Here is a 14,765-nt window from a genome sequence, read left to right on the forward strand (position 1 = left end):
AAGGATTAATAATCATGGCAGCTAAAAAAGCGCAAATGATGCCAACTTTTGCTTATGAAGGGGTCGACCGGAAAGGAGCAAAAATTAAAGGGGAAGTACCAGCACGCAACATGGCTTTAGCAAAAGTCACCTTGCGTAAACAAGGCGTGACCATCAAAAACATTCGAGAAAAACGTAAAAATATTCTCGAAGGTCTGATGAAGAAAAAAGTCACGACACTCGATATCACCATCTTTACGCGCCAATTGGCAACCATGATGAAAGCGGGTGTCCCATTGGTACAAGGCTTTGAAATTGTCGCAGAGGGATTAGAAAATCCATCCATGCGTGAAGTTGTTCTAGGTATTAAAGGCGAAGTTGAAGGCGGTAATACCTTTGCTGGCGCACTCAAAAAATACCCTCAATACTTTGATAATTTATTTTGTTCCTTAGTTGAATCTGGCGAACAGTCTGGTGCACTTGAAACCATGTTAGATCGCGTCGCGATTTACAAAGAGAAGAGTGAACTACTAAAGCAGAAAATTAAAAAAGCGATGAAGTACCCGATCACAGTCGTTGTTGTTGCCGTCATTGTCACCATTATTCTAATGGTGAAAGTCGTCCCAGTATTCCAAGATTTATTTAGCTCTTTTGGTGCAGATCTTCCCGCATTTACCAAAATGGTGGTAGAAATGTCGAAATGGATGCAAGAGTACTGGTTTATTTTGATTATTGTGATTGGTGCTATTATTGCTTCCTTCTTGGAAGCAAAAAAACGCAGTAAAAAATTCAGAGATCTACTGGATAAAATGGCACTCAAAGCCCCAATTTTTGGAGATCTCGTTTATAAAGCCATTATTGCACGTTACAGCCGTACCTTAGCGACAACATTTGCAGCAGGTGTTCCACTGATTGATGCACTAGAATCCACTGCGGGTGCAACCAACAATGTCGTTTACGAAGAAGCAGTAATGAAAATTCGTGAAGATGTGGCCACAGGTCAACAACTGCAATTTGCCATGCGTGTTTCCAATCGCTTTCCATCCATGGCGATTCAAATGGTTGCAATTGGTGAAGAATCAGGTGCGCTAGACAGTATGCTGGATAAAGTCGCGACTCATTATGAAAATGAAGTGGACAATGCCGTAGATGGATTAACGTCTATGATGGAACCCCTTATTATGGCAATTCTTGGTGTTTTAGTCGGTGGTCTAGTGATTGCCATGTACTTACCAATCTTCCAAATGGGTTCTGTGGTCTAATATTTATGCAACAATTCCTTTCTTATTTTATTGATAACCCAGCCGCCCTTTATCTTGCGGTTGGGCTTTTTAGTTTATGCATCGGCAGTTTTTTAAATGTTGTTATTTTCCGCACCCCTCGCATGATGGAACAGGAATGGCAGCAAGAATGTCAAATGTTGTTACACCCAGAACAACCCATTATTGATCAGAGTAAACTGACCTTAAGCCAACCAGCCTCAACCTGTCCAAAATGTGATTCGCCTATCCGTTGGTATCAAAATATCCCCGTGATTAGCTGGTTAGTACTGCGTGGTAAATGTGGGACTTGTCAAAATCCAATTAGTATCCGCTATCCATTCATTGAACTGTTGACCATGCTCTGCTCTTTGGTTGTTGTTGCCGTATTCGGTACTACCATACAAATGCTATTTGGTTTAGTCCTCACGTGGGTATTGATTGCATTAACGTTTATTGATTTTGATACTCAACTACTGCCAGACCGCTTTACCTTACCCTTAGCTGCTTTAGGCCTCGGTATTAATAGCTATGCGATTTACACGACAGCGACCGCCGCAATTTGGGGTTATCTCATTGGTTTCCTGTGCCTCTGGATTGTTTACTACATCTTTAAACTAGTAACAGGCAAAGAAGGTATGGGTTATGGTGATTTCAAGCTCTTAGCCGCACTCGGAGCATGGATGGGTCCAATGCTGTTGCCTTTAATTGTGCTGCTCTCTTCTATGGTCGGTGCAATTATTGGTATTATTTTGATGAAAATGCGTGGTGAAAACCAGCCATTCGCATTTGGCCCTTATATCGCAATTGCAGGTTGGATTGCTTTTTTATGGGGTGATCAAATTATGAAAGTCTATTTAGGTGGTTAATATGAGTTTTATCTTGGGCATTACAGGCGGTATTGGTAGTGGAAAATCGGCTGCTACACAATGGTTTGAGTCTCAAGGTATCACCGTCGTTGATGCTGACATTGTCGCAAGAGAAGTAGTTGAACCAGGTCAGCCCACTTTGCTAGCGATTCAACAAGCATTTGGTGACTGGGTCTTATTAGAAGATGGTAGTTTGAACCGCCGTGCACTGCGTGAGCATATTTTTCAGTTTCCAGACGCACGTCAAAACCTAGAAAAAATTACCCACCCTGCCATTCGCCAGTCAATCATTCACCAACTACAACATGCTGAAAGTCCTTATGTAATTTTAGTCTCACCGCTTTTGTTTGAAACCAATCAACATCAATTGGTTCAGCATACCTTACTGATCGATGCTGATGAACAAACTCAGCTACAACGTGCTGGTCAGAGAGATGGGCAGAGTGAAGAACAGATTCTGAAAATTATTGCAGCACAAATGCCACGTGTTCAAAAACAACAGTTAGCCAATGATATTGTGCTCAATGATGGTTTATTAGAACATCTACATCAACAACTCAGACCCTTGCACTTCAGTTATTTACAACGAGCAGAACACGCATTTTAGCCTTGTTTCTGTTTAGCGAGTTGAGTTGCCAAGGTGTCTTTCCGCAGCCATCGCCATGGCTGTAATGCACCGACACCCATCCCGATCAAGCCAGACACGATCGCGGCATTCAGCGGCTCATTTAACAAAGGCACAGCCACAATAGCTGCAATAAATGGTGCCAAAGTCACAATACTGCCTGTCTTAAATGCACCTAAGCGCTCAATTGCAGCCACATACGTCAACGTTGCCACGATCACCACCAGAATGCCATGGAACAGCCCTTGAATCAGTAAATGTATGGGCGCTGCATCTTGAAAATGTTTAGGAATAAATAAAATATAAATCGGTAAATAAATAATGGCCGACCAAATCACCACACCAGCTGTCGCATGCCAAGCAGATAATTTCCATTGTCTGAGTAAGACTGTAAAAATCCCCCACCACACCGCACTGATAAAAAGAAGTAAATCTCCTACGCCTAATGCTGAAGCTTGATCATTCAGCATGAGATAACTCATGAGGATTAGAGCAGCCATCATGATGATCAGGCTCAACCACGTATGTTTATCAAATGGTTGTTTGAATAGAAGATAAGCAGCAACGGCTGTGCAAAGTGGAATACAGCCATTTAAAAAAATAGCAGCATGTGCGGCAGGTGCATGTAAAAAAGCAGTATAGACGGTAAAACAATAAGCCAGACCACCAATGAGAGCCAAGATGACGAGCCGAGAGTCCCATAAAAATGTAAAATCTTTTTTATAGATCAAGACTGGCATTAAAATCAGGGAGGCAATTGCAAAACGCATTGCCACCAGATCCCAGACACTGACATGCCAATGTGCATTTAAGCGGGAGAAAATGGTGAATCCTCCCCAAATACACATGGTAATAAAGACAAAGAAATAGCCTTGCGTACGGACGGTCATCTGAGTTTACATTGCCAACATTTGGCTAAATTATACAGCACTACGCTGACGACACGCCTCATAAAGTGCCATACCTGTTGCCACACTGACATTCAGACTTTGTAAATCACCAGACATGGGAATATAAACAGTATGATCACATTGTGACTGAGTAATTGGACGAAGTCCCGTATCTTCCGCACCCATAACGATCACCACAGGACCTTTAAAATCACATTGTTGTATCGGCAATGCTTTCTCATCCAACATCGTACCAATCACACGAGTATGGGTGCTGTCTTTTAGATGCGCTAAAGTTCGCGCTAAATTGGTCACTTGGATGAATTTAACCTTCTCAGCACCGCCTGCCGCAACCTTACGTGCAGTAGGTGTTAAGCTTGCTGAACGATCACGTGGAACAATTACCGCCTGAACACCCATCGCAGCTGCAGTACGAATACATGCACCAAGATTATGCGGATCTGTGACTTGATCAAGCGCCAACAACAAAGCATCTGGTGACTGCTGCATCAATTCATCCAAATCTTTTTCATTTAAAGTTGGATGTGGGCGAACAGCGGCAACCACGCCTTGATGAAAAGGTAAGCCTGCAAGCTTTTCTAAACTATCACGACTGGCTTTTTGGACACTAATCCCAAAAGGTTCCGCAAGCTGCAAAATCTTTTGCAAACGCTGATCATCACGACCTTTTAACGTAAATAAAGTCAAAACGCGTTCAGGCTCTAACTCCAACAATGACTCTACCGAATGAACGCCATAATAATATTCAGGTTTTGCCATGAACGACCTCTAACAATTTCATATCAACGAAAAATAAAAATCCTGCAAAGTAACTTTACAGGTGAGGAGCGATTATAGCTCCGCAAGAGTACTTAATAAAAAAATCCTGCAAAATGTCTTTACAGGATTTTTACTGACTCTAGTGTACTCGATTTAGAAAGGAATAAGTTAGCCTTCTAAATGACAGACATAATCGAGTACTTCATCCGCTTCAATGTGGAACATACTGTTACCAGGCACATAGAATGACTGGCCTGCACGGAATAATTCGCTTTCAGTGCTATCTGCTATTTTAACACGGCATTCACCAGAAATAATTTCCATACGTTCTGGAACATGTGTTTCGAAAGTTAAAGCCTGTTCAGTAGGTAGAATTACACCCAAAGTCTTTTTTGTACCATCTTCAAATTGTACTGTATGGCTAATACATGCCCCACCAAAATACACATTCGATTTCTTAATGACCGTTACATGATCAAATTGCACTGAACTCATGCGTACTCTCCAAATAATGCCGCATTTATATTAGATTATGCTGGACGTAGTTTAATTGCGCTGTGACAACTAATCAATCCATTTTCTAGGCTAATCATAGCAATTTTCATACCTGAGCGAGGATTAACAAAGCAACGCTTTGTCTGGGCGTAAGACGAGCAGCTATGCTGTGAGTGAAGAGGAAAAGTAAAGCGAAGCTTTGTCCGAGCGTAAGACGAGTAGCTATGCTACGAGTGACAAGGATTAAGAAAGTGAAACTTTGCCCGAGCGCAAGACCTTGCGCCATACATGGCTCATATGCTGCGGGTGGCGAGAAAAACAAAGCGAAGCTTTGTCCTGAGGAACGATTCAAGTTCCGCAAGAAGACGAACAGCTCTGCTGTGAGTGGCGAGGATTAACAAAGCATGAGAAGCAGCGCTTCGTAAGGTTGGGACTCAAGACCCGTAGCTTTACTATGAGTGCAAAGATCAGCAAACATTATTAATGTTTACTGATCGCAAGAGCTAAGCACTACACCAACCGCTTTTCTACCCACGATGAAGAAATACAAAGCGAAACTTTCTCTTAAACTTACAAACAATCAGCAATTCCTCAGTAAATCAGGAAAATCCTACATTCAACTCTTGTAGCAACTTTAAAACTTCTCTATCTTTAAGCAAAAGATTCTGTGCATTGGATGCGTTTATGCTCACCCATTTAACTTTAATTAATTTTGCACTCGCTGACCATTTGGCTTTAGATATTGAACAAGGCTTCAATGTACTGACTGGTGAAACTGGCGCGGGCAAATCATTATTGTTAGATGCTCTCTCTGCCTGCTTAGGTGAACGCACCGATACCAACTATGTACGCTACGGGGCAGATAAAGCAGACATCACTGCCGTATTTAGCTATCAACCGGAGAGTGCCGAAGCGCATTGGCTCACGGAACATGAACTTGATGATGACTCTGGTGAAATTCATTTAAGACGTGTAGTTTTTGCTACAGGTCGCAGCAAGGCATGGATTAATGGTCGTCCGAGTAGTTTAGCCGAACTCAAAGAAATCGGACGCTTACTGGTACAACTCTACAGCCAACACAGTCAACAACAATTATTAGAACCACCTTATCCTAAACGCTGGTTAGACCGTTATCACAATTTTGCCGAGCCCTCGAATGCGGTACGCGAAGCATATAGCACATGGCAAAAAAATATTCGCCAACATCAAGCGGCTTTAGATGCACAAACCACGCGTATTCAAAAAATACAAAACCTAGAATCTCAAATCGAAGAGCTTGAGGACGTCGTTCAAACGGATTATCGCGAAACTGAACAAGAGTTTGATCGTCTGAGTCACCATGAACATATCATGCAGGACTGTAGCTATAGCCTGAATGTCTTGGATGAAGCAGAACAAAACATTACCCAAGAAGTTGCCTCGATCATTCGTCGCTTAGAATCCCATGCTGGTCGTAGTGAACAACTGTCGAATATTTATAATGCCTTGTTGAATGCCCAAAGCGAAATTGATGACGCCACGGCGAGCTTACGTCAATTTATTGATCGTCAAAGCTTTGATCCAGAGCGTATGGAACAACTGAATGCGACGTTGGAAGTATTCCATCGCTTGGCCCGCAAACACCGTACTCAACCTGAATTACTCAAGCAAGAATACGAAACTTGGCAGCAAGAATTAGAGCAATTACATCAACTTGAAGATCCAGAAACCTTGGCCGAACAAGTTGAAGTCTCTTATCAAGCATTTATGCAGAAAGCACAACATTTAGATGATATTCGTCGTGCAGCAGCAATTCCATTGGCCAAACAACTGACCGAGCAAGTTAAACCGCTCGCACTGCCTGAAGCACATTTCGAATTTAAATTTGAACCACAAGAACCTGCCAATGCAGAAGGCTTAAGCTTTATTCAACTGTTATTTACCGCGAATAAAGGGATTCCACCGCAGCCACTCGCACGCGTTGCATCAGGGGGAGAGCTTTCACGTATTGCGTTGGTGATGCAGGTCATGAATGCTGAAAAAACAGATGCTGAGGTGCTGGTATTCGATGAAATTGATGTGGGGATTAGTGGTGGTACGGCTGAGGTTGTTGGGCGTTTATTGGCTGATCTAGCACAACACGTACAATTGCTATGTATTACCCACCAAGCTCAGGTAGCCGCACAGTCTGACCAACATTTATTAGTGAAGAAACAACAAACCGATCCTGCAAGCAGTACCATTATTGAGCTGGATGAAGAACAACGTATTTTAGAGCTGGCACGTATGTCTGGTGGTGTTGAAATCAGTGAAACCACCTTGCAGCATGCAAAACAATTACGTCAGCTAAAATTTCAGTCTGCCTGACCTTATTACAAAATATTAGAAAATAATTGGCGAAATCCGATTAACTCTTGTATGTTGATAAAAAGAACCTATATAGATAGATCAGCACAATTTTTGATGGAGAACCGCCTAGGTGACGAAACAATACTTAACTCACCGTTGTCTCATCGCTCCACCAGACATGGCAGATGACAGCTTTGCAAATACCGTCATTTATCTTGCTCGCCATGATGAAGACGGTGCTCAAGGTATTATTATCAACCGCCCGTCTGATCTACAAATCAAAGAACTACTCAATGATTTAGAGATTGATGCCGACAATGTACAGCCGCATGCAGTTTTGCAGGGCGGCCCATTACGTCCAGAAGCTGGATTTGTTCTACACACAGGGCAACCAACATGGCATTCATCAATTGCAGTGGGTGAAAACGTCTGTATCACCACCAGTAAAGATATCCTGGATGCAATTGCGCATAATGAAGGTGTAGGACGTTATCAAATTGCATTGGGTTATGCGAGTTGGAGCAAAAATCAGCTTGAAGAAGAAATTGCACGTGGTGATTGGCTCATTTGCGATTCAGATATGGATCTGATTTTTAATCTGCCATATGACGATCGTTGGGATGCAGCTTACAGAAAAATTGGGGTAGACCGTACTTGGCTTGCGTCTGAGATTGGTCATGCCTGATATGCAAAACGCTCAATCGATTATGGCTTTTGATTTCGGCACACAAAAAATGGGGATGGCAATCGGTCAATCGACTATTGAAAGTAGCAATCCCTTACCATTATTTGCCATGAAAGATGGTATTCCCGACTGGGATAAATTATTAAAAGTCGTTAAAGAGTGGCAGCCTAATTTATTTCTAGTCGGTTTACCGCTGAATATGGATGATAGTGAATCGGAACTGTCTGCCCGTGCGAGAAAATTTGCACGTCGTTTACGCCACCAAACCAATATTGAAACCTGGATGGTAGACGAACGGCTGACTACACGTGAAGCGAGAGAGGAACTTGAGTCTTATCAAAGTAAAGGACAGGCTAAACGTTTATCTGCGGATAGTTTTGCTGCTGCATTACTGATTCAAAGTTGGTATCACGATCCTGTTGGGATTACGCCTTAACAATAAATCTCATTACAGTTCTTTCAATATAGCGGCATCCGTGCCGCTCAGCGTAAGTGAATAACATTATTTCTCAATAATTCTAACCGTTGCGGTACGTCCAGAAACAAAGGCCAATGGATTATGCGGTTGCTCATCCAAAACAATTTTCACTGGTACACGCTGCGCCAAACGTACCCAACTGAAGGTGGGATTCACATTTGCCAACAGATTAGAACTGCCTGAACGCTCGCGATCTTCAATCCCTGTCGCGATACCTTGCACATGTCCACGAATCTGCTGACGATCACCCATCAGTTGAACTGTTGCTGAATCCCCCACATGAATACGATTCAATTTGGTTTCTTCAAAGTAACCGACAACATAAAGCTGTTGGCGATCTAAAAGTGCTGCAACCGCCTGCCCCACTTTGACATAGTTACCCACGCGCAAATCAAAGTTTGATAAAGTTCCGTCCGCTGGAGCGACCACCTCCGAGCGATGTAAATTCAATTGCGCCAAATGAAGGTTACTATTCGCAACTTCAATCAAAGCTTGTTGTTGTTGAATGGCAGCATTGGCTTGCTCAATATTGGCTGTCAGTTGCTCTTTTTCAGCTACAGCTTGATCACGCACTGCAAACACCTGATCTTGTTCCTGCTTTGAAATCGCACCATCCATCAAACTCGCATACCGAGCTGCATTTCTTTCAGCCAGTTTTTTATTCGCTTCGGTCTTGACCAAACTGGCTTTTGCACCAGCCAAGTTGGCATGTGCTTGCGCCAAGCCCGCTTTGGCTTTGGCTAAATCTGATTTAGCTTGCTCGACATCGAGTGCTTGACGTGCGACATCAATTTTAAAAAGCACCTGCCCTTTTTTCACCGTCTGGTTATCTTGAACCAATACTTCAGTGACTAAACCATTGACGTCAGATGCAACCTGAATCACATCACCACGAATACGACCATCACGCGTCCACGGCGCAGCATTGTAGTAATTCCATAAATGCACCACGGTATATACAGCAATGAGAACTGCCAGTATCAATACAATAGGACGTATGATTTTTCGCACATCAAATGCATTCATGTTCATTACCTCTACCACTTATTTTTAAATCATTAAATTTCAGAATGTGTATTGATTCAGAGACCTTAGGCCCACAACCAAACAAACAGCCAATGCACCACAAGCAATAAACCAAAGTAAAAACATAAGTTAAAAATACTTGGTAACGCGATCCAGCCTTTGATTGCCGCACGGTCGATTAAAGGACTCACCAATTTGAACAGCACATAGGCAATAATGGCTTGCACCAAAAGGATTGGGATATAAATCCCATAAACATTAATTTCACCCATGAGATACACCTAAACCGTAGATATCGGAATACATCTGTTCTGTTGAGACGTGACCAATGCTTTCGCAAATATTGTTAAGAGAAATCAACAGTCGCTGGTGTAATTGAACATCTTCAATCTGTTGCGCCATGCGCTGCAAATGTTCTATTTGCTGCACAATTTGTATAGGGAAGTGATTAAGTGAAAGCTGCTTTTCTTGGGCATGAAAATAGTCAGCGAGTTGCTGCTGCAATAGATTGAGTTCACTTTGTAGCTCTGCTTGTTGTGGTAACTTCTGGCTAATTTCTTGTAAACGTACCAAATCCACGGTCGAACTACTTTCAACCAACGCATTTTGAATCGCAGTTTTAATCTCAGGATTTTGTACCATCTTGGTATTCAATACCCCAACACGATCTAACATGCTGCGTAAATGGATTTTGAAATCACTACCATAAGGCAAATGAAGAGCTTGCCGCATCGCTTGATAATGTAAAGCTAGGATTCGCGTTGCACTGGTATCTGGTGAAATTGCACGAACCAAATTAATGACAATAAGTGAAACCAAAACACCTAGTATCATCCCAAAAGAGCCATCCAGATAAGAAACTGCGTCCATCGTATATTGATTATGCAGATTCAAACCCATCATGGTATTAATCCCAAGCACCATTCCGATCGGCATTAACATTTGATTCGCCATCATCGTCACAGCCACAAGGAATACAGGGAACAGTACCAAAGCCAATTGCCAGAAGTGGGTCACATGCGGGAAAATACCAAAAGCATATAAAAACACTAAGCCAGCAGACACAATACTGCCCCAAATAAAGATTCTAAGTACAGGGACTGGATTATCCAAAGCTGTAAGAATACAGGCAGTAATCGCACCCATTTGTGCCATCATAAAGCCCGTTTTCCAACCTGATAAAATCCATGCCCCTGTTACAATAAAGGTAATCAATACCGCACTAATCCCGCCACGAATCGCAATACCATGATCTCGATGTAAACTCGGATATTTAGTTGTAATCGCAGTAATCTCAGTTGGAATATCTTTTTGGCCTTGCTGGATTTGCTGCCAAATCAACTTCACTGCCAAAATATTGGCAATAAAATGCCGAACATCCATTTTTAACGCTGCTAACACAATTTGCTGCTCCGATGACGCCATCGAAATTAGCTCAGCAAAATCCTCTTCAAATCCAACGGGAAGCGTCAGTAAATCCTTTGGGCTAAGCACGCGTTCTTGCTTTAAAAAAGCCAAAGTATGTTGATGAATAGTTTTTAAATGCGGTGCAAGATCAAGCAATTGCATTTGCTGCAGTTGTTTTACCCGTTGAGACATAGCAACGAGATTGGCAACCACCAATGAGACCTGATGCAGCATTTCCTGCAAAGGTTTGGTCATACCATTTAGCTCACCTTTTTCATAAGCCAAATGCACCGCTAAAGCATGAATATCTGAGGCATCACGGGTGATCACAGACAAGATTTGGGTGTAATTCTCGGGTTGATCCTGCACTTTAATTAGTTTTTCGAAGGTACTTTCCAGATCACTTAAAGTCTTGTTCACACGTTGCTTGATCATTGCGCCAACATGAACTGGAAAGAAAGTTGCAGAAACCACTGCTGTTGCAATCACACCAATTGAAATTTCCAAGACGCGTGCCAAGGCAATATCAAAAATATTGTAGGTGTCGATATAAGTAATCGCGTTATAGACAATCATGGCCGTTGAATAACCCGCCAACATGAATACATAACTACGAGCAGTACGGTCAAGCAATGATACGTATAAAGCAAAGCCGACCCATAACGACAAAATAATAGTAAATAGCCAAGGCGTATTAATGAAATGTGGTGTGAGCAATAACGCAATGATCGCGCCTGCAATAGTACCGACCAAACGATAGACACATTTTGAAGACACCATACCCGAATAGGGGCTGGCAATAATCAGGACTGTACCAATTGACCACATCGGATTAATTAAATCCAATTCAAACGAGATAAACAGTGCCAGCATACCTGCCACAAATGTTTTGCACGCAAAAATGATGTCAAGTCGACTCGGTCTAAAAGCCAACAACTGTTTAAATAGCATGAACATGTCTCAATTCAGATTCAGCTTTACTCTTCATTACGCACTAAAAAAGTGACGGCTCGTCCTAACTGATTAGAACAATTCGAATCAGGGCAACCAATATAAATAAAGCTGGGGTTTGGGCGTGATGCACAATGTTGGGTATTTTTAGGTCAGAAATCCTAAAAATTATTATCCCAATAAGACATTGTGTTGCTAATTTTTTCAAAATAGAGTGAAATAGTCAACATAAATTATCACTATTTGATAATTTTTAATTTTAATTTAGAATAATCTCTATAAAAGTAATTCATTTTCTCAGGATATAAATTAATTTATTGATCTTGATTGATCAAATTTAAAAGCCCATACACGATCTTCTGCTTTTCTGCTATAAAGCAATAAAAGTTCGGTTTTCACGTTATTTTTAAGGAGTAGACAACTCATCATGGCAATTTCGAGTTTTGGTAAAATTCTCACCGTGCTGGATTTATTCTCAGTTTCACGTCCGATTATCAATGTCGATATCATTTGTGATGAGCTTGGCCTATCCAAACCAACAGCCTATCGTTATTTGAAAGAACTTGTTTCTGCCGATATTCTCAAACGAATCAGCGGTACTTCTGGCGATTATACGCTTGGCTCTAAAATTGCGGTTTTAGACTATATTTCACATAGCACCGATCCTCTGGTTCAGATCAGTATTCCCTTTATGCGAGATATCGTGGAACGCACCGAACTGTGCTGTTTACTGACCTATTTAAATCATGATTATTGTATCGACCTACATCATGAAACTTTTAAAGATGCAGAATTACTTTCTTTTGGACGAGGTTGTCCACGCCCCGTCTATGTCGGAGCTTCTCCTAAAATTGTCATCGCACATTTAACCAAGCAGCGTATTCAGGGCTATTATCAGCAGTTTTCGAAAGAATTGGCGCAAGTCGGATTTGCACAAACTCAGGATGAGTTCATTCAACACATGCGGAAAATTAAAAAACAGGGTTTTTACCTATCACAAGGTGAAATTGATCCTCAACTTTGCAGTTTGTCCGTTCCTATCCGCTTTTCCAGCAAAGAAGCCCCTATTGCACTCACTTTAGTGGCATCGAAGAATCGCTTTGATTTCATCAATATTCAGAAATTAATTGAAATTTTGCAAAATAACGCAACTCAAATCGAGCATAAATTTGCAACACTTTCAGAAATTCAGAACAATCAAAGTTGAGAATATTAAAAAACATTTACATTTTTCACTGTTGTAAATCACATTAAATTCTCATATGATGATTATGTTCTTCAGCATACTCTCCCAAAAGAGCATGACTTTCCTCAGAGAACTAAGCTCATTTTTGTGATGGGCTTTTTTCTTGTCTGATTTTTATAACGCAATAAAAAAGCCCTCTAGATAGAAGGCTTTTTCTGTCAAATATATGCTCTCAGGGTTGTTTTAAATACGGCCAAGCGGCTTTCAGGTAAATAAACATCGACCAAAGCGTTAGTATCACTGCTGCATAAAGCAAAGCATAAGCCCAAATTTCTAAAGGCTTCCAATTCAATAAAAACACACTAATCGCAATCATTTGAAAAGCGGTTTTATATTTCCCTACTGTCGAGACTGCCACATTCGTACGAGCACCTAATTCTGCCATCCATTCACGCAAGGCAGAAACAGTAATTTCCCGAGAAATAATTACAATTGCAGCAAAAGCCATTGAAATGGTCGGTTGCCATTGCACCAATACAATCAGTGCTGCCGCAACCATTAACTTATCGGCCACAGGATCAAGAAAGCGCCCAAAAGCAGAGGTCTGATTTAAGGTTCTCGCTAAATAGCCATCAAACCAATCGGTTACTGCTGCAATAATAAATATTGCAGTGAGTACCATATGGCGCATCATTCCCCCATGATGCTCAGCAATTCCGATTGCTGGTGGCCAATAAGCAATCACCAAAAATACAGGAATAAAGGCAATACGTGCCAAAGTTAAAATATTAGGAATGTTCAGGATCTGCCCTGTGCTCATAAACACCGCCATGTTGTTCGCATCAAATATGCATACTGCACAAAGGATGTGCTGAGATTGTATTCATGTGTCAGCAACTTTATACGAAATGCACCGTAGTGTCGACTAGGCAAAAACCGCAACTGTTTGTCTAAGCACCGCAATTAACTGGTTTTCACGATCCCAAACATATGCATATTCGGTTGAATAACCATGCTCTGCATATTCAGTCACAACTTTATATTTAAACCAATCTTGAATTTGATCCGAAATCGGACTCAGATAAGTAATCTGCCAACTCAACGAACTTGCAGGAGCTGGGATTTTAAACATTGGCAAAACCCCTGGCGGCCATACATCCATCAGCACAAATAAATCTGCTAATTGCATGCTTCGATTTGGATGAAAATTGGGTGCAAAGCGACTCCACCCACCAAAGTCTGGCACCTTACTGCCTGCCATTGGGTAACTGCCCTCTGCCCAGCACAGTTCAAATTGCTGTAAACACTCAGGCATTAATCCTTCCAGATAGAAGGTCTTATCCAGTTGCTCTGGCGTTGGATAAGCTGGAACTTGCGGCAGATTCTGTACATGAATACGAGAATCACGCTGCGTACCAAAACTGGCAATTAAGATACTTTGAGCAGCATCATCCTGCCATAGCCTAACTTCCAGTGTCGTAACCGATTTCCCTTCACGTAATATCTCAGCACTGAGTCTTGCTCGCCCTTGTTGTACAGGCCCGACAAAGGTGATATTACAGCTGAGTAATTGTTTTGCCGCATCATGCACTGTGCTAAGAGCTTTATGGATCAATAAGCCTGCAACCAGACCACCAAACACTGTACGGCCTTGCAACCAACCCGATGGAATATCAATCCACTCTTGTTGTTCAACCTGCTGATATAACGGAAGCAATGACATCATTTTTCCTTCATCATCGAAACACTCTATCTTTCAATGTTTTTCGTCTTTTGTGAATGATCTTTACTACAGCTTTATTGGGAA

General features: G+C 41.7%; 15 protein-coding genes. 7 read left to right on the forward strand and 8 right to left on the reverse strand.

Annotation, left to right across the window (positions count from 1 at the left end):
• Positions 1–14 precede the first annotated feature (14 nt).
• The 3 genes from FPL17_RS12440 to coaE are packed head-to-tail and all read left to right on the forward strand — an operon-like array spanning position 15 to position 2,714.
• Positions 15–1,241, forward strand: a complete 1,227-nt coding sequence (locus FPL17_RS12440; protein ID WP_078197602.1) for a type II secretion system F family protein — start codon at positions 15–17, stop codon at positions 1,239–1,241.
• A 5-nt stretch (positions 1,242–1,246) separates the two neighbouring features.
• Entirely contained in the window at positions 1,247–2,107 is an 861-nt protein-coding gene (locus FPL17_RS12445) for a prepilin peptidase (RefSeq protein ID WP_159885338.1), read from the forward strand.
• A gap of 1 nt (position 2,108) precedes the next feature.
• Positions 2,109–2,714, forward strand: coding sequence for a dephospho-CoA kinase (gene coaE / locus FPL17_RS12450; protein WP_159885340.1), 606 nt, complete (start codon positions 2,109–2,111; stop codon positions 2,712–2,714).
• Here coaE and FPL17_RS12455 read toward each other — a convergent pair.
• The 3 genes from FPL17_RS12455 to ppnP all read right to left on the reverse strand — a co-directional run bounded on the left by FPL17_RS12455 (position 2,711) and on the right by ppnP (position 4,897).
• A complete protein-coding gene (locus FPL17_RS12455) occupies positions 2,711–3,622 on the reverse strand; it encodes a DMT family transporter (RefSeq protein WP_159885342.1) in 912 nt (303 codons plus the stop codon). The two genes, coaE and FPL17_RS12455, sit on opposite strands and share 4 nt — an antisense overlap.
• Positions 3,623–3,652: 30 nt before the next feature.
• The gene (gene rlmB, locus FPL17_RS12460) at positions 3,653–4,402 is read right to left on the reverse strand and encodes a 23S rRNA (guanosine(2251)-2'-O)-methyltransferase RlmB (protein ID WP_005191946.1); all 750 of its coding nucleotides are present in this window, start codon (positions 4,400–4,402) and stop codon (positions 3,653–3,655) included.
• 168 nt (positions 4,403–4,570) lie between these two features.
• A complete protein-coding gene (gene ppnP / locus FPL17_RS12465; protein WP_004802302.1) occupies positions 4,571–4,897 on the reverse strand; it encodes a pyrimidine/purine nucleoside phosphorylase in 327 nt (108 codons plus the stop codon).
• Between the two features lie 684 nt (positions 4,898–5,581).
• Here ppnP and recN point away from each other — a divergent pair.
• The 3 genes from recN (at position 5,582) to ruvX (ending at position 8,346) form a co-directional block, all read left to right on the forward strand.
• Positions 5,582–7,243, forward strand: coding sequence for a DNA repair protein RecN (gene recN / locus FPL17_RS12470; RefSeq protein ID WP_159885344.1), 1,662 nt, complete (start codon positions 5,582–5,584; stop codon positions 7,241–7,243).
• 112 nt (positions 7,244–7,355) lie between these two features.
• The gene (locus FPL17_RS12475) at positions 7,356–7,910 is read left to right on the forward strand and encodes a YqgE/AlgH family protein (RefSeq protein ID WP_005154877.1); all 555 of its coding nucleotides are present in this window, start codon (positions 7,356–7,358) and stop codon (positions 7,908–7,910) included.
• Positions 7,903–8,346, forward strand: coding sequence for a Holliday junction resolvase RuvX (gene ruvX, locus FPL17_RS12480; RefSeq protein ID WP_159885346.1), 444 nt, complete (start codon positions 7,903–7,905; stop codon positions 8,344–8,346). Before FPL17_RS12475 ends, ruvX begins: the two co-directional genes overlap by 8 nt.
• A gap of 66 nt (positions 8,347–8,412) precedes the next feature.
• On the opposite strand, the gene FPL17_RS12485 is transcribed toward ruvX, so the two are convergent.
• From FPL17_RS12485 to FPL17_RS12495, 3 genes are all read right to left on the reverse strand, one after another.
• Positions 8,413–9,414, reverse strand: coding sequence for an HlyD family secretion protein (locus FPL17_RS12485; protein WP_005210140.1), 1,002 nt, complete (start codon positions 9,412–9,414; stop codon positions 8,413–8,415).
• Positions 9,415–9,479: 65 nt separating this feature from the next.
• Entirely contained in the window at positions 9,480–9,686 is a 207-nt protein-coding gene (locus FPL17_RS12490; protein WP_005191934.1) for a DUF1656 domain-containing protein, read from the reverse strand.
• Complete coding sequence (locus tag FPL17_RS12495; RefSeq protein ID WP_159885348.1) at positions 9,679–11,772, reverse strand: FUSC family protein; 2,094 nt, start codon at positions 11,770–11,772, stop codon at positions 9,679–9,681. Before FPL17_RS12495 ends, FPL17_RS12490 begins: the two co-directional genes overlap by 8 nt.
• Before the next feature lie 427 nt (positions 11,773–12,199).
• Here FPL17_RS12495 and FPL17_RS12500 point away from each other — a divergent pair, with 427 nt between their 5' ends.
• Entirely contained in the window at positions 12,200–12,979 is a 780-nt protein-coding gene (locus FPL17_RS12500) for an IclR family transcriptional regulator (RefSeq protein ID WP_078197586.1), read from the forward strand.
• A 211-nt stretch (positions 12,980–13,190) separates the two neighbouring features.
• Here FPL17_RS12500 and pgsA read toward each other — a convergent pair whose 3' ends face one another.
• The gene (pgsA, locus tag FPL17_RS12505; RefSeq protein WP_005154866.1) at positions 13,191–13,778 is read right to left on the reverse strand and encodes a CDP-diacylglycerol--glycerol-3-phosphate 3-phosphatidyltransferase; all 588 of its coding nucleotides are present in this window, start codon (positions 13,776–13,778) and stop codon (positions 13,191–13,193) included.
• A 105-nt stretch (positions 13,779–13,883) separates the two neighbouring features.
• Positions 13,884–14,681: a thioesterase family protein gene (locus FPL17_RS12510; protein ID WP_159886858.1), complete on the reverse strand. Its 798-nt coding sequence runs from the start codon at positions 14,679–14,681 to the stop codon at positions 13,884–13,886.
• Between the last annotated feature and the right edge of the window lie 84 nt (positions 14,682–14,765).

This window comes from Acinetobacter dispersus (assembly GCF_009884975.1).
Lineage (GTDB): Bacteria > Pseudomonadota > Gammaproteobacteria > Pseudomonadales > Moraxellaceae > Acinetobacter > Acinetobacter dispersus.